Consider the following 24,378-nt stretch of genomic DNA (forward strand, 5'->3'; position numbering starts at 1 on the left):
CGGCCCGGGGGTTGCCGGTCCTGAGCGGTCAGGGCCGGGCCCGGCACACCTCGACGAAGGCCCGGAACGGCGCGAGCCGCTCCCCGGCCGGGAGTTCCAGGGCCTCGGGGTGCCACTGGACCGAGGCCACCCAGCGCTCCGGATCCTCGAGCGCCTCGACAGTCCCGTCCTCGGCCACGGCCGTCACCCGCAACCCTCCGGCCACCCGGGCCACGGCCTGATGGTGGCCGGAGGCGATCTTCACGTTCACGGCACTCGAACCGCCGCCGTAGAGGGCGGCCACCCTGGAGCCGGCCCGCACCCCCACCTCGTGCCAGGCCCACGGTCCGGCCCCGTGCACCGGCGCGGGCTCGCGGTGCGCCACCGTCCCCGGTGCCATGTCCTGGATGAGCGTCCCGCCGTAGAGCACATTGAGCAGCTGATGCCCGCGGCAGATGCCGAACACAGGCAGCCCGGCGTCGATCGCAAGACGCGCCACGGCGAGATCCAGGGCGTCCTGGGCAGGGCTGACGTCGTAGCAGACGTCGCCGCGCAGCTCGCCATAGAGGGCGGGGTCGAGATCGCCGCCGCCGGGAAGGACGACGCCGTCAAGGGAGGCCAGCGCCGCGGCGAGGCCGCCGTCGTCGGGCCCCAAAGCGTCGAGCAGCACCGGTTCGCCGCCGCCCTCGCGCAGCAGCTCCACGATGTACTCGAACAATGCGTTGGCTTCCGCCACGCGCGGGTCGGGATCGGCGGAACTGCTGAGGCGGACGGGAACGCCGATGCGCGGCCGGCCGCGGAGGGGGTTGCGGGAAGTCTGCATGCCTCATTCTGCAACACGATCGCGGACTAGGATTACTAGATGAATCCCCGCTATCTCGTGTCCCGCAGCCGGTACATTGCCGCCGCCCCCGAGGCCATCTTCGAGGTGCTCGCCACGCCTGCCCTGCACAGCGTGATCGACGGCTCGGACACGGTGAAGGGCGCCCAGCCGCGCGGGCCACGGCGGCTGTACCTCCGCGCGAGGTTCGGCATGCAAATGAACATGCGGGTGAACTACAAGATCCTCAATACCGTCTGCGAATTCGAGGAAGGCCACCGGATTGCGTGGCGGCACTTCTACGGCCATGTGTGGCGCTATCTGCTCGAACCATCCACGGGCAAGGACGGCACCGCGGGCACGCTGGTCACCGAGCAATGGGACGCGCGCCGGGTCCGCGGCAAGAGCCTGCTCCGGCTGGCCGGCTACCTGCGCCGCCATCCGGCCAACCTGGAACAGACGCTGGCCAAGCTCGACGCCTACATGGCTGCGCACCCGGACATGGGTAATGTGGATGGCAGCACGAAACGAGACTGAAGGTGGGAACTGGGATGGGCCGCAGGACACTGGTCGACGATCTCGTCGACGGCCTGCTGACCGAAATCCTTGACGGCAAGCTCCAGCCCCATAACCCGATTCCGCCCGAGGCCGACATCGCCAAGGCCTACGGCGTCAGCCGGCTCACCGTGCGTGAGGCCCTCAAAGCGCTCCGCGCGCAAAACATCCTCTATGTGAAGGCCGGCCGGGGAACCTTCGTCAATCCCACGGACAACTGGACCGGCCTGGACGCGATTTTCAAGGCGGCCTCGCATGGCAATGCGGCCGACCAGGTCTCGGTGGGACTGATCGAGATGCGCCGGATGGTGGAGACCGGGGCGGCCGCGCTCGCCGCCAAACGCTATACCCCGGAGCAGGCCGAGCGCATGCGCGAGTGCATCGCGGACATGAAGCGCTTCCACGACTCCGGGGACCTGGACCGCTTCGTGGAGGCGGACATTGGCTTCCACGACGCCGTCCTGAAGGCGTCCGGCAACCCCTTTGTGCGGGCCCTGTTCGCCCAGTTGGGCCAGCTGCTGTACGTGACCCGACGCGAAACATCGGCCGTCGAGGTGATCCAGCAGCATGCCATCGATTACCACCAGCGGGTCCTGGACAGCATCCTGAGCGGCGACGCCGAGCGCTCGCGGCAGGCGATGGATGAGCACATGGACCAGACCAATGCGGACTACGAACGCTACGTCCGGGGCGCCAAGTCCTGACGTCCACCTCCTTACTCTTGACGTAATCCGAATCACATCCTAAGATTTTGCCTAGTTCCTGAATCAGATGTCTGACATCTGACTCAACAAGTATCCTGCAGCACGCGCTTCCAAGCGGGCAGGATGACCACCCCAATCCACCGATTTCCTCACCCGGCACAGCCGCAGGGCAGGAAAACACATAAGAAGGTCGATGATGACTTCATTAGCCCCCAAGTCCTTCGGACTCGGCGAACTGGGCGACCGCACGCTCCGCAAGGTCCGCCGCCGCGTCATGCCCCTGATTGTCCTGCTCTACTTCGTTGCCTACCTGGACCGCAACAACGTCGGATTCGCCAAACTCACCATGAGCGAGGACATCGGCCTGAACTCCGCTGCCTACGGACTGGGCGCCGGCATCTTCTTCCTTGGCTACGCCCTCCTGGAGGTTCCCAGCAACGCCGGCATGTACCGGTTCGGAGCCCGGAAATGGCTGGCCCGCATCCTGATCACGTGGGGCATCTTCGCCACCGCCATGTGCCTGGTGAACGGTGAAACCACCTACTACATCATCCGGTTCCTGCTCGGTGCCGCCGAGGCCGGATTCTTCCCGGCGATCCTGTTCTACCTGACGCTGTGGTTCCCCGCCGCGCAGCGCGTCACCGTGCTGGGCATCTTCATCCTTGCCCAGCCTGTATCCAACGCGCTCGGCGCCCCGGTATCCGGGCTCCTGCTCCAGATGGACGGCATCATGGGACTCCAGGGCTGGCAGTGGCTCTACATCATCGAAGGCATCCCGGCGATCGCCCTCGGCCTGCTGACGCCCATCCTCATGACGGACCGGCCGCGGGACGCCAAATGGCTCGAGCCCGACGAGCGCAACTGGCTCACGGCCACCATGGACGCCGAACTGGCGGCCAAGTCCCAGTCGGGCAAGCACAACTTCCTGGCCGGGCTCAAGGACAAGCGCACCCTGGTCTACTCCGCCCTCTATTTCGGCCTCGTGTGCGGAATCTACGGCCTGGGCCTGTGGATGCCCACCATCGTCGCGGCCCTCGGCAAGTTCTCCACGGCCGAGATCGGTTTCATCGTCTTCATCCCCTATGCCGTGGCCGCAGTATTCGTCTACTTCTGGAGCAAGCGCGCGGACCGGACCGGCAAGCGTGCCTGGCACGCCTCGGTCAGCATGGTGCTCGCGGGCGTCGGACTCCTGGCCGCCGGCTACCTGCTGCCGGTCAACCCCTTCCTCGCGATGATCGGCCTGACGGTCTCGGCCATGGGGATCTACGGGGCCATCGCCCCGTTCCTCTCGATGCCCTCCGCGGCACTGACCGGTGCGGCTGCCGCTTCCGGACTGGCCCTGGTGAACTCCCTCGGAAACCTCGGCGGCTTCATCTCCCCGTACGCCGTCGGCCTCCTCAAGGACGCCACCGGAAGCAACCAGAGCGGGCTGCTGTTCCTGTCCCTCTGCCTGTGCCTCACCGCCGTGGCCACCTACCTCTACGCCCGCCGGCGCCCCGAAGGCGACGCCGGCCTTGACCCCGCGGTCGCAGCGGCTGCCGCCGTCGACCCGGCCAAAGTATCCTGATCCGAACCCCTGAAGGAATCTTCACCATGACATCAACTACCCCGTTCCCCACTGAACGCACTGTGGTCCTGACCGGAGCCGCGTCAGCCCGCGGCATCGGCCGTGCCGCCGCGGACCGCCTGGCCAGCGAGGGCTGGTCCATCGCAATCCTGGACATCAATGCCGAGGACGCCAGCGCCGCTGCCGCCGAGATCGGTTCCAACCGTGCGGTCAAGGCCATCGGCGTCGGTGCGGACGTCTCCGACGCCGCGTCCGTTGACCGGGCCATCACCGAGATCGAGGGCTCGCTGCCCCCGATCGTCGCGCTGGCCAACCTGGCCGGCATCAGTTCCCCGACGCCGTTCATGGACACCACGGTCGAGGAATGGGACAAGGTCTTCGCCATCAACATGCGCGGATCCTTCATCGTTTCCCAGCGCGTGCTCAAGGGCATGATCGAGCGCAAGCTCGGCCGGATCGTGAGCATCTCCTCGATTTCGGCACAGCGGGGCGGCGGCACCTACTCCAAGGTTGCCTACAGCGCCTCCAAGGCCGGGATCATCGGATTCACCCGCGCCCTGGCCCGCGAGGTAGGCGAGTTCGGGGTCACGGTCAACGCGATCGCCCCCGGCCCCATCGACACCGACATCATGGGCGGCACTCTGAGCGAGGAACGCAAGGCGCAGATGTCGGAGGGCATCATGATGGGGCGGGTCGGCAGCCGCGAGGAAGTGGCGGCCCTGATCGCCTTCCTGCTCGGCCCGGACGCCGGTTACATCACCGCGGCCACCTACGACATCAACGGCGGCCTCCAGGTCTCCTAATCTGCACGCACCCTCCCACCCTCCCCGTTGCGCTATCATCTTTGGCCCTGGAATGGCCGCCACCAGTGATAGCGCAACGGGGAGCTCCTGTTTTTTTGGCCGAGCCCTCGGGCCGGGTCAGGGGCGTCCGGGTTGGGGAGGGGTCGACGAGGGTGGCGATGGTTTTCTGGACGGTATCGCGGAAATCCGGGCTCGCCACGGCCGCCGTTGCGCCGGCTCCCAGTGAAAGGGAGAGGGCCGCCGCGGCGATAACCAACCGCGTGTGCCGTTTCCCGCGGTGTGCTGCGAGGCTGGAGACGGTGCCGCTGTCCGTCGGCTTTCCGCTCGCCACGGCCGCGAGGAGGTCGGCGAGTTCGCCCGAGGGCGTCGGCTGCGGCCCGTGGGCGGTACTTCGGACATGCATCAGTGCCGGCCCGAGAAGCTCCACATCGGCCGGGTGGTTCATTCCGCTTCCCCGGCGTTGCGGTTGCTTGATGGCGCCGGGTGATTTGTTCATAATCCGGGCGGTGGACTCAATGGACAATTCGCCGATGACACGCAGCCCGAACGGGCCGCCGCGGACGTCCCCAGGCCGTGGGTAGAGGGCGACGAACACGTCCTGGGTCACGGCCTCTGGATCTTGCATCCCGCGGGTTCGCAAATAGTCGCAGACACCAGGTGAGTACTCCCGGTATGCATCGCTAAACAGCGAAGACCGGTCTGTGGGTGCCAGATCGGCTGTGTCTGTCGCCGATGCCTTCACGAACGACCCCCGGCAGCTAACTTATCCGATCGGCACAAGAGCCTGTTGGTCGGGCTCTTCTGTCTTCATGCGCCCCGCTACTGCCAGGGAAATGCCCCGACGCACTTCTCGAACTGCAACAAGGTAGGTAGTACCTTGCTACGGGCGGCCAGCCGCAGCGGGCTTGTGCGCCGTGCCGGTCGCAGCCTGCTGCGGTGCGGACGGAACGACGGCCTGGACGGGCAGTTGGGGGCGAACGGAATGACGGCCTGCCCATCGGCTGCTACCGCGAGGGACTTGTAGGCCGTGGATGAGGTGTCCAGTTCGCCGTGGGTGAGGACTGGCAGAGCCCGTCAGCGGCCGGTCCCGTCGCGTCCGGCCCCACTGGGGTTGCCGACGAGCTGTCCGTGGCAGTCGTCTTCTCTGCGGTATCGGCCGTTGCCTCGGCTGTGGGCGTGGCTTCGTTAGTGGCGGCTGTCTGGGTGGTCACCGCGGCGGAAGCAGCGGGCACGCCGGTGATGATCTGGGCGGCCTTCTGCACGGGCGCGGGCAGGGTTCCCGTGTACGCGGCGGCGGCGGTGCCGCGACGGCTCCAAGTAACCGACCCTAGGGGTTAGCCGTGTGCTACCTGCGTTTCAGGGCCTCGCCGGCTTCCGTGGGAGTAGCCGCGGGCCCGAAATAGGTGTCACCACCAAACCGTGGCGCCCAGGCGAAGTTACGTGGCGGGTAGTTGAAGCAAATTTTTCGAGTAGTCGCTACTCGTGTGGGCGTGACCTCGGCGTCCGTAGGGTCGAGGCATTGAGGAAGCGGCCGGCTAACAGAGTCGGAGCGAGTCCCGATACTAGGTTCCCGGTCGAGACCTCCGGGGTCCAAAGTTGTCGGGCCGCTCTCTTGTTTCTGGCGTTCATCGATTCCCCGTGCGATATCGATCCCCGCGGACCGGCGGCCATCCGGTAGCGGTGCATCTGAGCGTCTTCCTCATTCCCCTGCAATGCTGCCAACTCACTGGAACGGTGCCCCATGCCCGATTCGATTAGCCCTGTCCTGTCCATCCTCGGCCCTGTCGTGTTCGTCGGTGTTTCGATCATCGGAGTGCGGATGGCCTTCTACTGGTGGAGTTTCCTCTTCCGCTGGAGGCGCTACCGGCGCGGCGACTCAGTGTCAACCGGCGCCCTCCGCACCCTCGATGTGCCCTTTGTCAAAATTCAGATCACCACGCGTGGGTCGGAGGGTAGCACTGAGGTGATTGCGCGGGGAATCCGGAACGTCGTCGCGCTGGCTCTGGAGGACCCGGCATTCTATGGCCGGTTCCTTTCTGTTGAAGTGGTGACCGAATCGGCGGACCAGTCCGAAAGCCTCCGGACGGCCTTTCACGGTTCCCCGGTCACCGTGGATGTCCTGGTGGTGCCGCGGGACTACGAAACTCCTAACGGAACCATGATGAAGGCCCGAGGCATGCACTATGTCGTGGAGAAGCGACGCGCCCTATGGAACCGGAAGCCGGGACGGACATTCATCGTCCACTATGACGAGGAATCCGTCATGGTTCCGTCGGAGCTGCGCAAGCTCATCGACTGCTTGGCCACGACCGACAAGTCAATCCTCGAAGGCCCCATCTACTACCCCCTCGAGTACATGCGGGCTTCCGCGCTCTGCCGTGCGATGGAAGCCAACCGGCCGATCGGATGCTACGAGTGTCGGCATGTCATGGAATCCGGGGCACCCCTGCATCTGCATGGGTCCAACCTGGTGATCGAGGAGTCGCTGGAGAATGCTATCGGCTGGGACATCGGGCGTTTGGACGGGCAGCCGTTCATCGCCGAGGACTACGTGTTCGGCATGAAAGCGTTCACCGGGTACGGGAAGGACGTGTTCGGCTGGCATGGATGCGTCATGCTCGAACAACCTCCCTTCTCCGTCCACAGCGCCTTCAAGCAGCGCTACCGCTGGATATTCGGTGTTCTGCAGGGCTTGACTGCCACGAGCCGCAACCCGCTGTTCGCGTCGCTGCCCTGGAGAACCCGAACGGGCCTGGTGTGGGGGACCCGCTACCGGATCGGCACCTTCGCGCTCGGGGCCGTCGTCGGCGGCCTGTCCGCGCTCATCTTTCCGATGTTTCTGGTTCTCGCCATGAAGTCGCTGCTGCTGGACGATGAGGCGCCCTTGCCGGCCGGGGGCAGCGTCTGGCTCTCCCTGGTGGGCATCATGTGGATGGGCTCGGTCTTCATCGGGGCCTGGCACAACGTCGCCGACGCGGGCCTGGACCGGTGGACCCGCGCCGCGGAGATAGCCCGCGCCCTCGTCATCGCCCCCGTCGCGGGATTCATTGAAAGTTCCGCCGCGCTCTGGGCCGTGCTCGAGTGGACCGGCGGAAAACGGGAAGTCAATTGGGTTCCCACCCCCAAGACCAAGACAGCAGACCTTCAAAGCATCAGGAGCGGTGTATAGCCATGGAACACAGCACATCAGTCCTCATGAGCAGCGCGCAGACAGGTGTCGAGAATAACTTCCTGTTAGAGACGCACCTCCACTCACCCCTGGAAGTGGTCCATCTGCTGGCACCGATGGCCCGGCGCCGGGCCGTCCTCAGGGCACAGGTCAGCTGTGCCGCCTTACTCTTCGCCGCGCTGGCGGTCGCGGCAGCGTACATCCTCGTGCCCCTCGCGATGGCCGTGCACGTCGCCATGCACCCGGTCTTCCTGTCAGTCGTGATCGCCGCAGCGATCCTGACCGAAGTTGCCCTGATGGTGACGTTCATCATCCTGAAAACCGAAGGCCCAGAGGAGTAAGCAATGGTTCAGCCCACAATCTTCAGACAGCTCACACTCCTGATGTCAGCGATCGCATTGAGCGCGGGCGGACTCACAGCAATCTTCAATGAGACATCCGCCGGGTTCCCCGTTCCCGTGGATGGCCGGACCGACTTCGGCATCCAGTTGGATTCCGAATTCGACACGGTGGGAGATTACGCGGCCCGCCTGGGAGCCACACCCGCGCTTTACGGGAGCTACGTGAACTTTCCGCTCGGGGCCTCCGACGAGGCATCAATCGGCAACGAGGTCCAAGACCTCGCCGACTACCATTCGTCGCTCATGCTCACCCTCGAACCGAGGAAGGACCTCAGCGCCGTCACCCCGCAGTCCCTGACGGACCTGACCCGAGACCTCCAAGCCTGGAACCGCAAGGGCGTGCCGGTCATGGTCCGGTTCGGACATGAGATGAACGGCTCCTGGTATCCGTGGGCCCAGCAGCCCACGGCCTATATCGAGAAGTTCCGCCAGGTCGCCGCCGCCGTCCACAAGGCCCCCGCTTCGGGGATGCTCTGGTCCCCGAACGAGGCCGGCGGCTACCCCTTCGAAGGTGGATCGCACGGAGTCCAGCCCGGCAGCCCGGACTTCCAGGTCCTGGACACCAACCACGACGGGAAACTCACTATGGACGATGACCCCTACGCCCCGTACTGGCCAGGGGACGACGCCGTGGACTGGGTCGGGCTGTCCGTCTATCACTTCGGCAACGCCTATCCTTGGGGAGAGAACACCATCCCGGAACCGGGAAAGCTCGCCGCCAAGATTTCCGGGACGTACAAGAGCGGCCGTGTGGACGAAACCGCTCTGCCGGACTTCTACGCCACGTACGCGGCCGGGCACGACAAGCCGTTCGCGATCTCCGAGACGGGAGCCTTTTACAACACCTCGCGCAGCGACGGCGCACCGGCCCTGGCGATCAAGGAAACCTGGTGGAACCAGCTCTTTGACCCAGGACTGCGGGCCAAGTTCCCCCAGCTCAAACTTGCCGTCTGGTTCGAATTCTCCAAACAGGAAAACCAGCCCGGAAATCCCGTGGTCGACTGGAGAACCACGACAGATCCGCAGATCAGGAACGCCTTCACGCGGGCGCTCCCCAACCGGTTCGTCATGGCGCCGCTGAAATAAACGAAAATCGTCCGGCGGCATGGCCGCCGCCGGCGGGCCGCCGGATCATGGACCGGCTGGCAGCAGGGGGGGCCGGCGGAGCCGCACACCGGTACACCCGGAAAGCAGGCACCGCCGGTCCTTCCGGGTGTATCGGACATGACGAGAGCCACTTTCATTCCCGCGATGAGGCCGCCGGAGCGCCAGGTGACGGGGGAGGGATCCGGGGTTAGGGCGGCGGCGAGGTCTATCCGCAGCGGCGGCCCGGCCACGGTCTAGGCTGGCTCCATGAGCGCCGCCCGCAGCCTTTACCCCAGCCCCCGCACGTTGGAGGTCGAGAGCGTTGCCGGTTTCGACCGGCTGGTCGCGGCGGGGGCGCGCAGCATGCACGGCTGGCATGTCCAGTCCCTGGATCTGCGGGGCCGCCGGACACAGTTGGAGGCGCTGGAGGCCCAGGGCGCGGTCTTCCTGGGCTGCAGGTTCGATCAGGGTGTGGAGGATTTGCTGCGCGGCCGGGGCGCCCTCATCTTTCCCCGGCTCACGGCGGTGCCGTTCAACCCCTACCGCGGGCAGCTGTACACGCCGCAGGAACTTTATGCCGGGATCGCCGCGTCGCCCTATGAGGACACGCTCGACGCGCGGGTGTACCAGTGGAGCATCCGGCCGGGTCAGCGCCGCCGGCTCGATGCGACACTGGCCGCCGCCCTGCATGACCATTCGATCGGCGTGGCCCTCGACGAGCTGGCCGGCACCTATCTCCGCGCCGGCCGCACGATGGTGGGGGTCATGGGCGGCCATATTGCCCGCCGCGGCACCGCCGTATTTGAGGAAGCCGCACTGCTGGGCCGGATGCTGGCCCGGAGCGGACGGGTGGTAGCCACGGGCGGCGGCCCCGGGGCCATGGAGGCCGCGAACCTGGGCGCCTTCCTCAGCGAAGCCCCCGAGCCGGACTTCCGGCGGGCCCTGGCCGACCTCGCGGCGGTGCCGTCCTTCCGCCCCTCGGTGTCCGCCTGGGCGCGGGCGGCTGCGGCGGTCGCCCAACGCCACCCGGAGGGTATGCCGTCGCTGGGGATTCCCACGTGGTTCTACGGTCATGAACCACCGAACTTCTTCGCCACCCACGTGGCCAAATACTTCGCGAATGCCATCCGGGAAGCCATCCTGCTGGAACTGTGCAACGGCGGCATCTTCTTTTTGCCGGGTTCCGGCGGCACCGTCCAGGAGATCTTCCAGGACGCCTGCGAGAACTACTACGCCGCTCCGGAAACCGTCACCCCCATGGTCCTGGTGGGGTACGAGCACTGGCTGCGGCGGTTCCCGGCGTGGCCCCTCTTACAGAGCCTGGCGTCAGGGCGCCGGATGGAGGGAAGGATCTTCCTGGTCGATTCGGTCGCGGAAGCCCTTGAGGCGCTGGAGCGCTAGCGGGTCAGAGATCCTTGCGGCACTGGGCGTGGCCGAGCTCGTAGAGTCCGTTCAGGTCGCCGTCGGCAAGCCCGTCCGGGGCTCCGATCTCGGGGTACATCAGCTGGGCCGGGTCATCGACATGTTCCAGGCCCATCACATGGCCGAGCTCGTGCAGGATCACGGCCGTGGCATAGGCCGCGCCCTCGGCGCGGTCCAGGTCTTCCGCGATTTGCGGCGCATCCAGTTCCAGGCTGCCCGTGACGAAGCTCTTGGGACCGTCGCCGAAACTGAAGTGTGTGCTCCCGCCCGTGCCGATCACCGGGCCTTTGAGCTGCGGTGCCTGCTCCGGTGTGGTCCAGGCGATTAGCAGCGGCGCCCACCGGTCCCCGTAGCGGTCCTTCTGGTAGGGCGCCCGGGTGGGCGAGGGGGCCTCGGACGTGGGGCCGTCATTGATGAACGTGATTCCGGTGGCCTCCGAGATCGTCCGGATCGAGTCCTCAACGAGCCGCTCGGCACCCTGCGGGGCCAGGGCGGCATTGATGACATAGTGCAGCGGGCGGCACGGCGAGTAACCCACCGGAGTCCCGTCGTCATTCGTTGCGAGGAACTTGTACGAAGTGCTGGCGGCCTCCGGTTTCCGGGGCACGCCGAGGGGCTGGTCCTGCTCCTCGAGCCCGGGCGGGGGAGTATCCGTCCGGTCTCCTCCGGCCGGCACGGCAGGCTGGCCGGAAGCCTGGCCAGCCTGCGGCTGTGCGTGCACGTCACTTCCTGAATTGTGCCCCGCGTTGTTCCCCGTTCCGCGGGTGACCTCGAAGAGACCCGTGAACCGGGGATCGCCGTATACGAGTCCCGCGGTGAGGAAGGCTCCGCCGGCGATCACCGCGGCGGCGGCCAGGTTCCTGACGATCCGCAGCGCGGTGGCTGGCCGGCTGTGCCGTGATCCGCGGTCCCGAAACTCAGGACCGTCCACTAGCCAACCACGGCGCCAAAGGCCATGCCCAGCAGGTACGTCACGCCGGCGGCACCCATGCCGATGGCCAGCTGGCGCAGGCCACGGGTGGCAGGCGACGTGCCGGAGAGCAGGCCCACGACGCCGCCGGTGAGCAGCAGCGCCACGCCGACGAGGGCCGCGGAAACCACCAGTGCGGCGAGCCCTGTCATGCCCAGCAGGAAAGGAATGATGGGCACGATCGCGCCGGAGGCGAAGAAGCAGAAGCTCGACGCCGCCGCGCCCCAGGCGGTGCCGACCGCCTCGTGCTGGTCCTCGCTTTCGGGCAGTTCCGGCCGCAGGGACAGGCTGGGATCGCAGTCGCAGTCCAGCAGGCCCATCCGCTCCGCGACGCGGTGCTCAGCGGCCTCCCGGGACATGCCGCGGGCCAGATAGACGAGCAGGAGTTCGTTGTGCTCGATATCGAGCAGCGGCGCCGCCGCCAACGTGATCTGGGTGGGACGGGTCGCGGCGAGGAGCTCCCGCTGCGACCGGACGGAAATAAACTCCCCGGCCCCCATGGACAATGCGCCCGCCAGCAGCCCGGCGACGCCGCTGAGGAGCACTACCTGGCTTCCCACGCCCGAGGCCGCCATGCCCATGACGAGGGACAGGTTGCTGACCAGGCCGTCGTTGGCGCCGAAGACGGCGGCGCGGAACGTTCCGGCCAGCCGGTTGCGGCCCCGGGTGGCCAGCCCGCGGACCACTTCCTCATGGATCTGCTCGTCGGCGACCATGGCTGGGGTGGCGAACGATTCGGTGGCGTACGGGGAGCGGCTCTCCGCCCGCTGGGCCAGGGCCAGGACGAAGACCGAGCCGAAATGCCGGGCCAGGAAGCCCAACAACCGGCTCCGGAGTGAGGCATGCCGGTCCTTGCCGGCATGATCGCCCAGCAACTGGAGCCAGTGCGCCTCATGGCGTCCCTCGGCCTCGGCCAGCGCCAGCAGGATGGCGCGTTCCTCGCCGGCACGGTTCTGCGCCAGGTCCCGGTAGACGGCCGCCTCGGCACGTTCATCGGCCAGATACTGGCGCCAGCGCTTGATGTCCGCTGCGCTGGGCGCCGCGCTCGCGTCTGTTCCGGCGGCCGCGCTGGGCGCCGCGCTCGGGTCTGTTCCGGGCTCCGGGCTGGGCGCGCTGACGGCGGGTGCGGTACGGGGAGCCTCGCCCGGGGCAGGGGAGGCGTGCGGCGGGGCGGGGCGCGGGTCCGTCTCGGGGACCGGGGAGGGCTGTGTCGGGTGGTGCTGCGAAGAATCGTTGCGGTCCGATTCGGTGTGCTGAGACACGAAGAACTCCTGGGTTTGGTCGGGCATGGTCCGGCCCCATTGCGACTCCAGAGTACCCGGTATTTCCGCGCCTTTCCGGCTGGCCATCCTCAGCGGAAAGTTTAGGGAGGCCGTAACTGCCCTGCGTGGCGGGGCCGCCCGCAGCCGCTTTCCGGCCGCAATTGTGAGCCCTTGACCGCCCGGGTCCGCGGTGTTCGAATGAAACCCAGGGCGGGCTCCCCGGGGCCCTGCCGCCGCCGAAGCCGCATGGAGGTTGCACCATGGACAGCACCGCATCACATCCCATCCAGCCGGCCCGGGACTCCCTCGAGTCCGATCCCGCCTACGACTACGCCGAGGACGCGCCCGTCAGTGATGCCGCGGAGACCGAGGACGAGGAGCTTCTCGAAGAGGCCGATCGGCTCGTTCCCCTGGACGCGGACGACTTCCTGGGCGACGAGACGCCGGTGGTGCCCCTGGAGGGGGAAGAATTCCTTGCCACTGAGGAAAACGAGTGATTCTCCCGCGGCCCGTTAGATAGCCCGAAGCCGAATAAATGGCCCAAAGGCCGACGGCGGGGCCCCCGCGTGGGGAGCGCCGCCGTCGACCTGCAACTCGCGGTCAGGACCCGGACCGGTCAAGACCCTAGTGCGTGAGGGCCCTAGTGCGTGAGGGCCCTAGTGCGTGAGGGCCGGGGCCTTGTCTTCCTCGGCCGCGCCGCCGGCGACACGCCGGCGCCAGTTCTGCATGACCGCGGGATCCGTCGGCTTGGTCAGCAGCGACACGGCGATGTAGACGGCCGCGGAAGCCGCCAGGCCGTAGTAGATCGGCTCGTTGGCGTAGATGCCGTCCAGCGGAACCTCGGCGTTGACTTCCAGGATGATCATGGTGCCGAGCGTGATGACCGAGCCGACCGCCATGGACGCCGCGGCGGCGACGCCGGTGCCGCGCTTCCAGACCAGACCGCCGAGGATGGCCACCAGCAGGCCGCCGACAAGGATGTCGTAGGCAATGGTCAGGGCCGCGACAACGTCCTTGGTGACGATGGCGATCACGATTGCCACGATGCCCAGGCCCAGGACCCACATGCGGTTGGCCTTGACGTCGTGTTCCGGGTTGTCGGTGTCATCGGTGTTGACGGTCTTGCCGAACCAGCCGGCAACGAACGGCAGCACATCGGCGCGGGCCACGGTGGCGGCTGCGATCAGGGCACCGGAGGCGGTGGACATCATGGCAGCGACGGCGGCGGCCAGCACGAGGCCGCCGATGCCGATGGGCAACAGGTGGGTGGCGACCTCGGCGTAGACAACGTCCTTGCCCAGGGCCTTGACGTCGATCTGCGGCAGGGCCACCCGGGCGCCGAGGCCGATCAGGGCGCCGGCTGCGCCGTAGAGGATGCAGTAGATGCCGGCTGTCGCGCCGCCCCAGCGCGCAACTTCAGGCGTCTTGGCGGTGAACACACGCTGCCAGATGTCCTGGCCGATCAGCAGGCCGAGGGTGTAGACCACAAAGTACGTGATGATCGTCTGGGCGCCGATGCCGTCGATCTGGAAAAACGTGGCGTCCACCCGGCTGCGGATCCCGTCGAGGCCGCCGGCGGCGTTGAGCGTGAACGGCAGCATCAGGAAGAAGATGCCGACCGTCTTGATGACGAACTGGACCTGGTCGGCCAGCGTGATGGACCACATGCCGCCGATGGTCGAGTACACCAGCACGATTGCCCCGCCGACGGCGATCGCGACGGCGCGGTCCCAGCCGAAGAGCACCACGAAAATGGTGGCGTAGGCGCCCGTGGAGGTGGCGCAGAGCATCAGCGTGTAGGCGAGCATGACGATGCCCGAGGTCTGCGTGGCGTTGCTGCCGTAGCGCAGGGTCAGCATCTGGGAGACGGTGTAGATCTTCAGCTTCTGGATGGTGCTGGCGAAGAGCAGGCTCAGCAGCAGGACGCCGGCGCCGATTGCGACGACGAGCCACATGCCGGAGATGCCGAACTTGTAGCCCAGGCCCACACCGCCGACGGTCGACGCGCCGCCCAGGACGACGGCGGCCATGGTGCCGGTGTAGAGGAACGGGCCGAGGCGGCGGCCGGCGACGAGGAAGTCGCTATTGTTCTTGGTGCGGGACTTGCCCCACCACCCGAACGCCAGCATGGCGGCCAGGTACACCACCACGATTGCGATGTTGACGAAAGTTGCGTCCATTAAAGGCTCCTTGGAGCGGGTTGGCAGCGGATGCGGGCTTGCCGGGCCTCAACAGAATGGTCGGCAAGGCTGCTGCTGCGTGACGTGGATAGAGGAGGATTTCCGTCGGAACCTCCGGTTTTGCCCTATAGGCAACACATGTTGCCCAGAAGAGTATGCTGTGACTCCGGTAACAGTCAAGGCGCAGGGCGTGGTGCCGCCGCCTCCGCGTCACGAAGGCCCGCTCCCGCTAGGATTGCTCCAATAATGGGGCCAAGCGGCCGGCCGTGAAAGGTTCCTAAATGAAGGCACTACCAGTTGAACCGAGCAATGTTCCCGTTGCCATCGGTTCGCGGATCCGCGCCGCCCGGCAGTCCCAGCGGCTCACCATTGAACAGGTCGCAGACGCCACCGGGCTCACCAAGGGATTCCTCAGCCGGGTCGAGCGGGACCTGACCTCGCCCTCGGTTGCCTCCCTGGTAACGCTGTGCCAGGTTCTTTCCATCTCCATTGGCGACCTCTTTGCCGCCCCCGAAACGCACCTCACGAAGCAGAATGAGGGTCCTCGAATCTCCCTCGGCGGCGAGGGGATCGTCGAGCGGCTGCTGACCGCCCGGTCCGAGCGCCGCGTCCAGATCATCCAGGCCGTGATCGAGCCGCGCGGGCGCGGCGAGTCCGAACTCTATGCTGTGGACTGCGATGTCGACGTCCTGCATGTGGTCAAGGGAAGCATCCGCCTGATCCTCACGAATGAGGAATTCGAGCTCAGCACCGGAGACACTGTAACGTTCCCCGGCCGGGAACCCCACACCTGGGTCAATCCCACCGACGACGCCGTCGAGGTGCTGTGGGTGCTGGTACCCGCCGCCAGCCGCTGAGGGCAGGACCGCAACAATAACCACCATGAACGTATCCACACGGCGCAATCCGGCACCACAGGACGGGCGCAAGCCGCTCGCGTCATCAACTGGGGGATCCATGAACCGCAACAACAACGTCTTTCTGTCCCTGGCCCTGGCCGCCGCGCTCGCGGTTGCCCTTGGCCTTAGCTCCTGCGCCGCAGCGGGCCAGCGTGCCGGCGAAACGGCAAGCGGCCCCGCCAGCGAAACTGCGGCCCCGGCGCAGCAGGAATCCGGCCCGGCCGCCACAGCCGCGTCCACCGCCGCTTCGGCCACGCCCGCGCCGACCTCCAGCGCCTCCGGCACCCCCGCCGCGGCCACGCCGACGGCCAGTGCCGTGGCCGGCGTGAAAACCTTCACTTTCCCGGACGGGCACCTTTCCTTCTCCTACCCGAACGGCTGGTCCATCCGGTTGGTGGGCTCACCCGAGGACGCCACCAAGCTGCGGGGCGTGCAGGCGGTCATCGCCGACGCCACCGGCAACGAACTGGCTTCCATCATCAGCAGCACCAGTGCCAGCAACGCCTCCGGCCCGGTGGCCCGTACCGTGCTGGACACCGCTCCGGTGCCGGGGCTAAAGGATGTGGACGGTGAACAGCTGGCCTTCGGCTTCGCATTCGATTCCATTGCTGACCAGTCCGATTTCCACATGAGCGTCCGCAAGGAACGTGACTTCGCGCCCGGGGTCGCTGACTCCGGCTCCGCCTATGTCAGCTTCGCAAACGGCGGGGCGGAAGCCAAGGTGCTCTTCGGCAGCCCGGCGTTTGCCTCCGTCGACGCTGCCAAGGCCTGGATGACCACGGAGCAGTACATCCAGCTCAAGCGCCTGCTGCTCACTCTCAAGTACAACTGACCCCCGGGCCCTTGGTGAGATGTACGTCACATTCCGGCAATCTGCCGGAAACGGCAAATTAATGCCCAGAGCCACCGCGTAACGTGCCGGCAAGAATCGGAAAGCCTTCCCGAAACACGCCGTGGGTAGCGTCATCCGCGGGGGGACGTACAACTGTCCCAAGGTGACATGGTCTCGCCGAATCGGCGCCCTCGGAGCGCCGGCACTCGAGGAAGGCTCCCGCTATGAAGTTCTCTGTGCTTGCAGTAGGAATGGCAGTAGATCCGCAGGTCCTTGACCCCGGATCGACCGCGTGGATGCTCACGGCGTCCGCCCTGGTCCTCCTGATGACCCCCGGACTTGCGTTCTTCTACGGCGGGCTCGTCAGGATGAAGTCCGTCCTCAACATCATGATGATGAGCTTCGGCGCCATGGGCGTGGTGGGCGTCGTCTGGGCCCTGTGGGGCTACGGACTGGCCTTCGGCCCGGATGCGCTGGGCGGATTCGTTGGGGATCCCTTCACTAATTTCGGCCTGAGCGGGCTGACCACCAGCATCGGCACCAAAGCGCCAGGACTGCCGGACATGATATTTGTCGGCTTCCAGGCCACGTTCGCCATCATCACTGTCGCGCTGATCAGTGGGGCGGTGGCCGAGCGCGTCAGGTTTGGACCCTGGCTGCTCTTTGCCGCCCTCTGGGTCACGCTCGTCTACGCGCCGATCGCGCACTGGGTCTGGGGCGGCGGCCTGTTCGGGCCCACCGGCATCATTGGCAGCAAGATCTCAGCCCTCGACTTCGCCGGTGGCACGGTGGTCCACATGAACGCCGGCATAGCCGGGCTCATGCTGGCGGTGGTTCTGGGCAAGCGGCTCGGCTTCATGAAAGACCCCAACATCCGCCCGCACAACCTGCCTTTCGTCATGCTCGGCGCAGGGCTGCTCTGGTTCGGCTGGTTCGGGTTCAATGCGGGCTCGGAACTCGCTGCCGACGCCACGGCCGCCCTGGCCTGGATGAACACGCTGCTTGCCACCTGCGCCGCCCTGCTGGGTTGGTTGCTCGTGGAGCGGTTGCGCGACGGGCATGCCACCTCGCTCGGAGCCGCCTCGGGTGCCGTCGCGGGACTCGTGGCAGTGACCCCGGCCTGTGGGTTCGTCGACCCTGTCGGGGCAATCCTGATCGGCACAATCGCCGGAGCCGTCTGCGCGCTCGCCGTCGGGCTGAAGTTCAAGATCGGGCTCGACGACTCCCTGGACGTCGTGGCTGTGCACTTCGTGGGCGGCCTGTGGGGGACCCTGGCCCTCGGATTCTTCGCGCTGCCGTCCGCCAAGACGGCCGGCGGCCTCTTCTACGGCGGTGGCCTGGCGCAGTTCTGGCCACAGATTCTCACCGCCCTGATTGTCACGGCATGGAGCGCCGCCATGACCACGCTGATTGGTTTCGCGATCCACAAGAGCATCGGCATGCGCGTTTCCGAGGCCGACGAGCTCTCCGGCATTGACGTGACGGAGCACGCCGAAACAGCCTACGAACTCCTCATGGTCGGCGGCAGCTTCCACCCCGGTGACCCGCATGCCCGGACTGATGGTGCCGCGGCCCACGCCCACGCCGGGACCCAGGCCGAAGCCCAGGCCGAGACCCAGGCCGGGGCCGAAGGTGAGGCCGTCCGCGGCAGGGTGTCGTCATGAAGCTCGTCACGGCCATTGTTCGGCCGGAGCGGGTCGCCGCCGTCAGCGCGGCCCTGGAACGGGCCGGAGTCAACGGCCTGACCGTGAGCCAGGCCAGCGGCTACGGCCGGCAGCGGGGCCATACCGAGGTGTACCGGGGCGCCGAATACAGTTCGGACCTGTTGCCCAAAGTGCGGCTGGAAGTCCTGGTCGAAGAGGACGCCCTCGGCGCCGTCATGGCGGCCGTTGAAGAGGGCGGGCGCACGGGCCGCTTCGGCGACGGCAAGATCTGGATTATCGAGGTGCGCGACGCCGTCCGCGTCCGGACAGGGGAGCGGGGCGCCTCGGCCATCGCGTGAAGCGGTTGGTAAACAAATGATGCGCAATACGAAACTTCGAGTGTATGATGGGTGTCACAACCGTCGGTCAATCCTCGAAGGAGAGGCTTCTTTTGGAAGAGCTGCGCATCGAGGCCAATGGCAACCTTGGCCCCATCGATTCATCCCGCGTCCCACGCTACGCCGGGGCTGCCACCTATGCCCGCCTGCCGCGCCTGGACCAGGTGGCCAAGGCAGACGTCACGGTGGTCGGCGTGCCGTTCGACACCGGCGTCTCCTACCGCCCCGGCGCCCGCTTCGGGGCCAACCACATCCGCGAGGCCAGCCGCCTGCTGCGCCCGTACAACCCGGCGTGGGACGTCAGCCCCTTCGAGAACATCCAGGTTGCCGACGCCGGCGACATGGCGGTCAACCCCTTCAACATCAACGACGCCATCGAAACCATCCAGCAGAACGCCCTGGACCTGACGGCGACCGGCAGCAAGCTGGTGACCCTCGGCGGCGACCACACCATCGCCCTGCCGCTGCTGCGCGCCGCCGCCGAGCGCGCCGGCGGGCCCATCGCCATGTTGCACTTCGACGCGCACCTGGACACCTGGGACACTTACTTCGGCGCCGAGTACACCCACGGCACACCCTTCCGCCGCGCCGTCGAGGAAGGCATCCTGGATACCGAGGCCATCAGCCACATCGGCACCCGCGGCCCGCTCTACGGCAAGAAGGACCTCGACGACGACCACCGCTTCGGCTTCGGCATCGTCACCTCCGCCGACGTCTACTACCAGGGCGTCCTGGAGACGGTCGCCAAGGTCCGGGATCGGATCGGCAACCGCCCGCTCTATATTTCGGTGGACATCGACGTCCTTGACCCCGCGCACGCCCCCGGCACCGGCACGCCGGAAGCCGGCGGCATCACGAGCCGCGAGCTGCTGGAAATCATCCGCGGGTTCCGCGGCATGAACCTCGTCGGTGCCGACGTCGTCGAGGTTGCCCCGGCGTACGACCACGCCGAGATCACCGGCGTGGCGGCAAGCCACGTCGCCTACGAACTCGTGACGCTGATGGCGGACCGCGCCGTCGAAGGGGACCGCTTCGGCGCCCCGAACGGCTACGCGGCCCAGGCCCTCGGCCAGGAATCGCGCCGCACCGCCGGCTTCGGCTCCCCGGTGGCTTCGCCGGTGGCATCACGATGACCGGCGTGCGCAACGGCGGGGACCTCGTCGTCGAGACCCTTGAGGCGCTCGGCGCCAAGACGGTCTTCGGCATCCCGGGCCAGCACGCCCTGGGCCTGTTCGATGCGATGGGCCGCGGGAACCTGCACTTCGTCTCCTCCCGGGTCGAGAACAACTCGGCGTTCGCCGCGGACGGCTACTCCCGCGCCACCGGCGAGGTCGGCGTGCTGTTCCTGTCCACCGGTCCGGGCGCGCTGACGTCCCTGGCCGGGCTGCAGGAGGCCTACGCCACCGGCGTTCCCATGGTGGTCGTGGCCAGCCAGATCCCGCTCGAGGGCCTCGGCGCCCGGCGCAAGGGCATGCTGCACCAGCTCGATGACCAGAAGGCCTCGGCCGCGAACGTCACCAAATCCCAGCGGCTGATCCAGCACGCCTCCGGCATCCCCTCGGCCATCCAGGATGCCTGGACCGAGGCGATCTCCTCGCCGCAGGGCCCCGTGTGGCTCGAAATCCCGCAGAACGTCCTGCTGGACCCCATCATGGTGCCTCCCGTGGAGGACGCCCTCGCCGAAGCGGCCGACAACCCGCCCCGCGTGGAACTGGTCCGCGAAGCCGTGAAATGGCTCTCGACGGCGGAACGTCCCGCCATCATCGCCGGCGGCGGCACCCGCCGCGGCCGGGCCGAAAAGTCGCTGCTCTCGATTGCGGAGAAGCTGCGGGCGCCGGTGATCTGCACCCCGGGCGGCAACGGCGCGTTCCCCTGGAACCATGAGCTCTCGCTGCAGTCCTGGATCGAGGACCAGTACATGACGGAGGTGCTCGAGGACGCCGACGTGCTGATCGTCATCGGTTCCTCCCTGGGCGAGGTCACCTCCAACTACTTCACCTTTGAACCGCGCGGCCGGATCATCCAGATCGACGCCGAACCCCGCGTCCTGGAGTCCAACCGTCCGGGTCTGGGCATCCGGGCGGACGCCGGCCAGGCCCTGGCCGCCCTCGACGCCGCCCTGACCGAACCGCACGGCGAACGCGCGGACTGGCACGGCACGGCTCCCGAGGTGCTCGTCAAGGACACCCTGGCCAAGGTCAAGGCCCGCCTCGAGTCCCAGGACCTCGGCAAGGAACTGAAGTTCATGGCCGACATCCGTGAGGCCGTTCCCGCGGCCATGCAGACGTTCTGGGACATGACCATCTCGGCCTACTGGGGCTGGAGCTGCTGGGATGCGCGCGAGGGCCAGTTCCACTCTGCGCAGGGCGCCGGCGGGCTGGGCTTCGGCTTCCCCGCGGCGATCGGCGGCGCCGTCGGGCTCGAAACCACCGGCACTTCCGCCGGCGCAGCTGCCGGACACGCCAGAGTGCTGGCCGTCTCCGGCGACGGCTCGGCGATGTACTCCATCTCCGAGCTCGCCACCGCCAAGCAGCACAACGTCCCGGTCACCTGGCTGATTGTGGACGACGGCGGCTACGGCATCCTGCGCGAATACATGGTGGGCGCCTTCGGCAAGGCCACGGCCACCGAGCTCGCCCGGCCCGACTTCGTCAAACTGGCAGAGTCCTTCGGCGTCCCGGCCGTCCGGGTGGCCCCGGAGGGCGTCGGGGACGCCCTGAGGGCGGGCTTCGCCGCGGACGGCCCCAACGTCGTCGTCGTCGAAACCCTGCTCCACATGTTCGGCCCCACCCACCTGGCAACCTAGCCGGGACCTCAACAACACAGCAGCATTGCAGTAACAGCACTTCAGTAGCAGCACTTCAGAATCAGCAGTGCACAGCGCGGACCCGGCCGGGTCTGCCCCTCACGCGAGGGGCAGGCCCGGCCGGTCCGCGTTCGGCATTTAAGCGCCCTTTCGGGGCCGCGCGGCACCTCCCACGAGAGAGTTAGTTTCCCGAAGTAACCAATTTCGTATATAGTTGCCTTGGGCAAACAAAAGAGGGGTGTCCATCATGTCAGTTGAATCCAACGCTGCAGCCAAACTCGTGTACCAGATCTTCGACCTCCAGCGCGCGGTCCGCTGCGTTGCCGCCGCCAGCCTGCGCGGGCAGGACACCGGAGTGGCGCTGCAGGGCGTTCTGCGCTTTGTGGGGGAGGGCGAATCCCGTGCCACGCATCTTGCGGAGCGGCTCGGCGTCAGCGCCCCGGTCCTCAGCCGGCACATCGCCGACCTCGAAGAGCACGGCTATGTGGTCCGCCGGCCGGACCCGGAAGACGGCCGCGCGCAGCTGATCGCCCTGTCCGCCGCCGGCACGGAGAAGCTGCGTGTCATCGAGGACCAGCGGACGGCCACCATCCAGGACCTGTTGCGGGACTGGAGCCAGGACGACGTCGAACTGACGGCGCGCACCCTCGAAAAACTTGCTGAGTCCCTCAGGACCTCAGCCCGGGCAACGACGGCCGGACCCACGAAGACGACCGAAATTGTTGAGGAGTAGATATATGGCTAGCCACGCCGCCGCCACAGGGCCGTCCCCGGCCCCGTCCGACCTTGCGCAGGGGGCATCCCGCGCATCCCAGACCGCCGCAGAACCTGTGGCGATGACCCACCGCCAGATCATGGAGGCCCTCACCGGGCTGCTGGCAGCGTTCTTCACCGCCATCCTGAGCAGCACGATCGTCGCCAACGCGCTGCCCACCATCATGTCCGAGCTCAAGGGCACCCAGACGGACTTCGCCTGGGTGATCACCGCCGCGCTCCTGGCCAACGCGGCAACCACCCCGATCTGGGGCAAGCTCGCGGACCTCTTCAACAAGAAGGTCCTCGTCCAGCTGAGCATCGTGATCTTCGTGGCCGGCTCCGTCATGGCCGGCCTGTCCGAGACCATCCCGCTGCTGCTGACCGCCCGTGTCATCCAGGGCATCGCCATGGGCGGGCTCACCGCCCTTGCCCAGGCCATCATCGGCTCCATGATCCCGCCGCGTGACCGTGGAAAGTACTCCGGCTACATGGGCGGCGTCATGGCCGTGGGCACGGCAGGCGGCCCGCTGCTTGGCGGCTTCATTGTCGACAGCCCGCTGGGATGGCGCTGGACCTTCTTCGTCTGCGTCCCGCTCGCGGTGGTCGCGCTGATCCTGCTGCAGGTCACCCTGAAGATCCAGCACGTCAAGCGCCCCGCCAAGATCGACTGGCTCGGCTCCATCCTGTTGACCTCCGGTGTCAGCCTGCTGCTTATCTGGGTCTCCTTCGCCGGCAACCCCGACTACTACGACTGGTGGTCGTGGCAGACGGTGGCCATGGTGGGCGGCGGCGTCCTGCTCCTGGGCCTGCTGGTGCTGGTGGAATCCCGGGTAGCCCAGCCGATCATCCCGCTCAAGATCATCTCGGAGCGGACCACCGCCCTCGCGATCCTCGCCTCGGTGGCCGTCGGCGTGGGCATGTTCGGCTCCTCGACCTTCCTTGGCCAGTACTTCCAGGTGGCACGCGGCGCCACCCCCACCGAGGCCGGGCTGCTCACGCTGCCCATGATCGCCGGCAACCTGATCGGGTCGGTTGCCTCCGGCATGCTGATCAGCCGCACCGGCAAGTGGAAGCGGTACCTCGTGGCCGGTGCCATCTTGCTGATCGGCGGCCTGGGCCTGGCCGGCAGTATGGACCACACCACTGACCTGTGGCTGACCGGTATCTACACCGCCATCCTCGGCGTCGGCCTGGGCCTGCTGATGCAGAACCTCGTCCTCGCCGTCCAGAACACCGTCCAGGCCAAGGACATCGGCACGGCCAGTGCCTCTGTTGCCTTCTTCCGGTCCGTCGGCGGGGCGATCGGCGTCTCGGTCCTCGGCGCAGTGCTGGGCAACCGGGTCAAGGAGCTCGTCGTGGAGGGGCTCGCGTCCGCCGGGATCCAGGTTCCCGCCGGGTCCGCGGGGGCCAGCATGGACCTCAAAGACATGCCGGCACCGATCCGCGACATCATGCGGGCCGCCTACGGTGACGCGATCGCCGAGGTCTTCCTGATCTCTGCGGTTGTCGGCCTCGTGGCGTTGGTGGCCATCCTGTTCATCAAGGAACGCCCGCTGCGCCGCACCGTCGACGTCCGGCCGGAACCCGCCGAACTCACAGCGGACGCCCCGGATCTCGCTATGGCCGGTGCCGCGGCGACGACGCCGGGCAACACGGGGAACACCGGAACCACCGGGAAAACCCGTGACACCGGGAACACGGGGACCGATGCCGCCGTGGCAGCTCCGTCCGCCGGCGGAACCGGCATCGTGGACCTGGACCGGGAATTCATCGAGGTGCTCAGCCGGGAGCGCGCCGAATCCCGCTTCCCCGACGCCGCCCGCCAGCGGACCCGGACCTTGGTGGCCGAGGACCGGCCCGAGGCCGCCGACGTCGTACCTGTGATGCTCCAGACCCAGCAGCTGCTCGCGGAGCAGCAGCTGCTGCTGGCGGACGCGCTGCGCGCCGTGCACGAGCAGGCCGCCGAGCAGCGTGCCGTCGCCGCCGAACAGGCCCGGGTTGCCGAGGAGCTCACGGCACTGCGCCGGCAGCTCGCCAAGCAGCGTAAGATGCAGCGCGCGGCTGCCGACTACATCGCCACCCACGGCCGGCACCGCACCCAATAGCGCCGGCTCGCAGCACCGGAC

General features: G+C 67.4%; 22 protein-coding genes. 17 read left to right on the plus strand and 5 right to left on the minus strand.

The genetic code is table 11. The features are described from left to right. Positions 1-28: 28 nt before the first annotated feature. Entirely contained in the window at positions 29-802 is a 774-nt protein-coding gene (locus tag ABH915_RS05100; RefSeq protein WP_370118491.1) for a gamma-glutamyl-gamma-aminobutyrate hydrolase family protein, read from the minus strand. A gap of 39 nt (positions 803-841) precedes the next feature. Between ABH915_RS05100 and ABH915_RS05105 the strand changes: the two genes are divergently transcribed. The 4 genes from ABH915_RS05105 (at position 842) to ABH915_RS05120 (ending at position 4,428) form a co-directional block, all read left to right on the plus strand. Then, a complete protein-coding gene (locus tag ABH915_RS05105; RefSeq protein WP_026539103.1) occupies positions 842-1,336 on the plus strand; it encodes an SRPBCC family protein in 495 nt (164 codons plus the stop codon). A gap of 14 nt (positions 1,337-1,350) precedes the next feature. Beyond that, a complete protein-coding gene (locus tag ABH915_RS05110) occupies positions 1,351-2,058 on the plus strand; it encodes a FadR/GntR family transcriptional regulator (protein ID WP_018775920.1) in 708 nt (235 codons plus the stop codon). A gap of 193 nt (positions 2,059-2,251) precedes the next feature. Then, on the plus strand, positions 2,252-3,625 hold the full coding sequence (locus ABH915_RS05115; protein WP_370118495.1) for an MFS transporter: 1,374 nt from the start codon (positions 2,252-2,254) through the stop codon (positions 3,623-3,625). 26 nt (positions 3,626-3,651) lie between these two features. Continuing rightward, entirely contained in the window at positions 3,652-4,428 is a 777-nt protein-coding gene (locus ABH915_RS05120; protein ID WP_370118498.1) for an SDR family NAD(P)-dependent oxidoreductase, read from the plus strand. Here ABH915_RS05120 and ABH915_RS05125 read toward each other — a convergent pair. After that, positions 4,403-5,035, minus strand: a complete 633-nt coding sequence (locus ABH915_RS05125; RefSeq protein ID WP_370118501.1) for a hypothetical protein — start codon at positions 5,033-5,035, stop codon at positions 4,403-4,405. The genes ABH915_RS05120 and ABH915_RS05125 overlap by 26 nt on opposite strands. Before the next feature lie 1,134 nt (positions 5,036-6,169). Between ABH915_RS05125 and ABH915_RS05130 the strand changes: the two genes are divergently transcribed. The 4 genes from ABH915_RS05130 (at position 6,170) to ABH915_RS05145 (ending at position 10,485) form a co-directional block, all read left to right on the plus strand. After that, positions 6,170-7,597 (plus strand): glycosyltransferase family 2 protein, encoded by a 1,428-nt coding sequence (locus ABH915_RS05130; protein ID WP_370118504.1) that lies wholly within the window; start codon positions 6,170-6,172, stop codon positions 7,595-7,597. Between the two features lie 2 nt (positions 7,598-7,599). After that, on the plus strand, positions 7,600-7,938 hold the full coding sequence (locus tag ABH915_RS05135) for a hypothetical protein (protein WP_370118507.1): 339 nt from the start codon (positions 7,600-7,602) through the stop codon (positions 7,936-7,938). Between the two features lie 3 nt (positions 7,939-7,941). Beyond that, a complete protein-coding gene (locus ABH915_RS05140; protein WP_370118510.1) occupies positions 7,942-9,084 on the plus strand; it encodes a glycoside hydrolase family 26 protein in 1,143 nt (380 codons plus the stop codon). A gap of 267 nt (positions 9,085-9,351) precedes the next feature. Next, on the plus strand, positions 9,352-10,485 hold the full coding sequence (locus tag ABH915_RS05145; RefSeq protein ID WP_370118513.1) for an LOG family protein: 1,134 nt from the start codon (positions 9,352-9,354) through the stop codon (positions 10,483-10,485). 4 nt (positions 10,486-10,489) lie between these two features. On the opposite strand, the gene ABH915_RS05150 is transcribed toward ABH915_RS05145, so the two are convergent. Both ABH915_RS05150 and ABH915_RS05155 read right to left on the minus strand, forming a co-directional pair. Then, the gene (locus tag ABH915_RS05150) at positions 10,490-11,437 is read right to left on the minus strand and encodes a matrixin family metalloprotease (RefSeq protein WP_370118516.1); all 948 of its coding nucleotides are present in this window, start codon (positions 11,435-11,437) and stop codon (positions 10,490-10,492) included. Continuing rightward, positions 11,437-12,765, minus strand: a complete 1,329-nt coding sequence (locus ABH915_RS05155) for a VIT1/CCC1 transporter family protein (RefSeq protein ID WP_370118519.1) — start codon at positions 12,763-12,765, stop codon at positions 11,437-11,439. Before ABH915_RS05155 ends, ABH915_RS05150 begins: the two co-directional genes overlap by 1 nt. 233 nt (positions 12,766-12,998) lie before the next feature. On the opposite strand from ABH915_RS05155, the gene ABH915_RS05160 reads away from it, so the two are divergent. Next, positions 12,999-13,235, plus strand: a complete 237-nt coding sequence (locus ABH915_RS05160) for a hypothetical protein (RefSeq protein WP_018775915.1) — start codon at positions 12,999-13,001, stop codon at positions 13,233-13,235. A 159-nt stretch (positions 13,236-13,394) separates the two neighbouring features. On the opposite strand, the gene ABH915_RS05165 is transcribed toward ABH915_RS05160, so the two are convergent. Then, the gene (locus tag ABH915_RS05165; protein ID WP_370118523.1) at positions 13,395-14,918 is read right to left on the minus strand and encodes a sodium:solute symporter; all 1,524 of its coding nucleotides are present in this window, start codon (positions 14,916-14,918) and stop codon (positions 13,395-13,397) included. 281 nt (positions 14,919-15,199) lie between these two features. On the opposite strand from ABH915_RS05165, the gene ABH915_RS05170 reads away from it, so the two are divergent. The 8 genes from ABH915_RS05170 to ABH915_RS05205 all read left to right on the plus strand — a co-directional run bounded on the left by ABH915_RS05170 (position 15,200) and on the right by ABH915_RS05205 (position 24,357). Beyond that, positions 15,200-15,775 carry a helix-turn-helix domain-containing protein gene (locus tag ABH915_RS05170; protein WP_018775913.1) on the plus strand — a complete coding sequence of 192 codons (576 nt, stop codon included), beginning with the start codon at positions 15,200-15,202 and terminating at the stop codon, positions 15,773-15,775. 25 nt (positions 15,776-15,800) lie between these two features. Then, the gene (locus tag ABH915_RS05175) at positions 15,801-16,649 is read left to right on the plus strand and encodes a hypothetical protein (RefSeq protein ID WP_370118527.1); all 849 of its coding nucleotides are present in this window, start codon (positions 15,801-15,803) and stop codon (positions 16,647-16,649) included. Between the two features lie 224 nt (positions 16,650-16,873). Beyond that, the gene (locus ABH915_RS05180) at positions 16,874-18,313 is read left to right on the plus strand and encodes an ammonium transporter (RefSeq protein WP_370118530.1); all 1,440 of its coding nucleotides are present in this window, start codon (positions 16,874-16,876) and stop codon (positions 18,311-18,313) included. Continuing rightward, complete coding sequence (locus tag ABH915_RS05185) at positions 18,310-18,651, plus strand: P-II family nitrogen regulator (RefSeq protein ID WP_018775910.1); 342 nt, start codon at positions 18,310-18,312, stop codon at positions 18,649-18,651. The genes ABH915_RS05180 and ABH915_RS05185 overlap by 4 nt, the downstream gene beginning before the upstream one ends. A 92-nt stretch (positions 18,652-18,743) precedes the next feature. Then, positions 18,744-19,823, plus strand: coding sequence for an agmatinase (gene speB / locus ABH915_RS05190; RefSeq protein WP_018775909.1), 1,080 nt, complete (start codon positions 18,744-18,746; stop codon positions 19,821-19,823). Further along, positions 19,820-21,496 (plus strand): thiamine pyrophosphate-binding protein, encoded by a 1,677-nt coding sequence (locus ABH915_RS05195; RefSeq protein WP_370118535.1) that lies wholly within the window; start codon positions 19,820-19,822, stop codon positions 21,494-21,496. Before speB ends, ABH915_RS05195 begins: the two co-directional genes overlap by 4 nt. Before the next feature lie 247 nt (positions 21,497-21,743). After that, positions 21,744-22,229, plus strand: coding sequence for a MarR family winged helix-turn-helix transcriptional regulator (locus ABH915_RS05200; RefSeq protein ID WP_026266850.1), 486 nt, complete (start codon positions 21,744-21,746; stop codon positions 22,227-22,229). Between the two features lie 103 nt (positions 22,230-22,332). Next, positions 22,333-24,357 carry an MDR family MFS transporter gene (locus ABH915_RS05205; protein ID WP_370124937.1) on the plus strand — a complete coding sequence of 675 codons (2,025 nt, stop codon included), beginning with the start codon at positions 22,333-22,335 and terminating at the stop codon, positions 24,355-24,357. The last annotated feature ends 21 nt before the right edge of the window (positions 24,358-24,378 follow it).

The organism is Arthrobacter sp. MW3 TE3886 (genome assembly GCF_041262145.1).
Classification (GTDB): domain Bacteria; phylum Actinomycetota; class Actinomycetes; order Actinomycetales; family Micrococcaceae; genus Arthrobacter.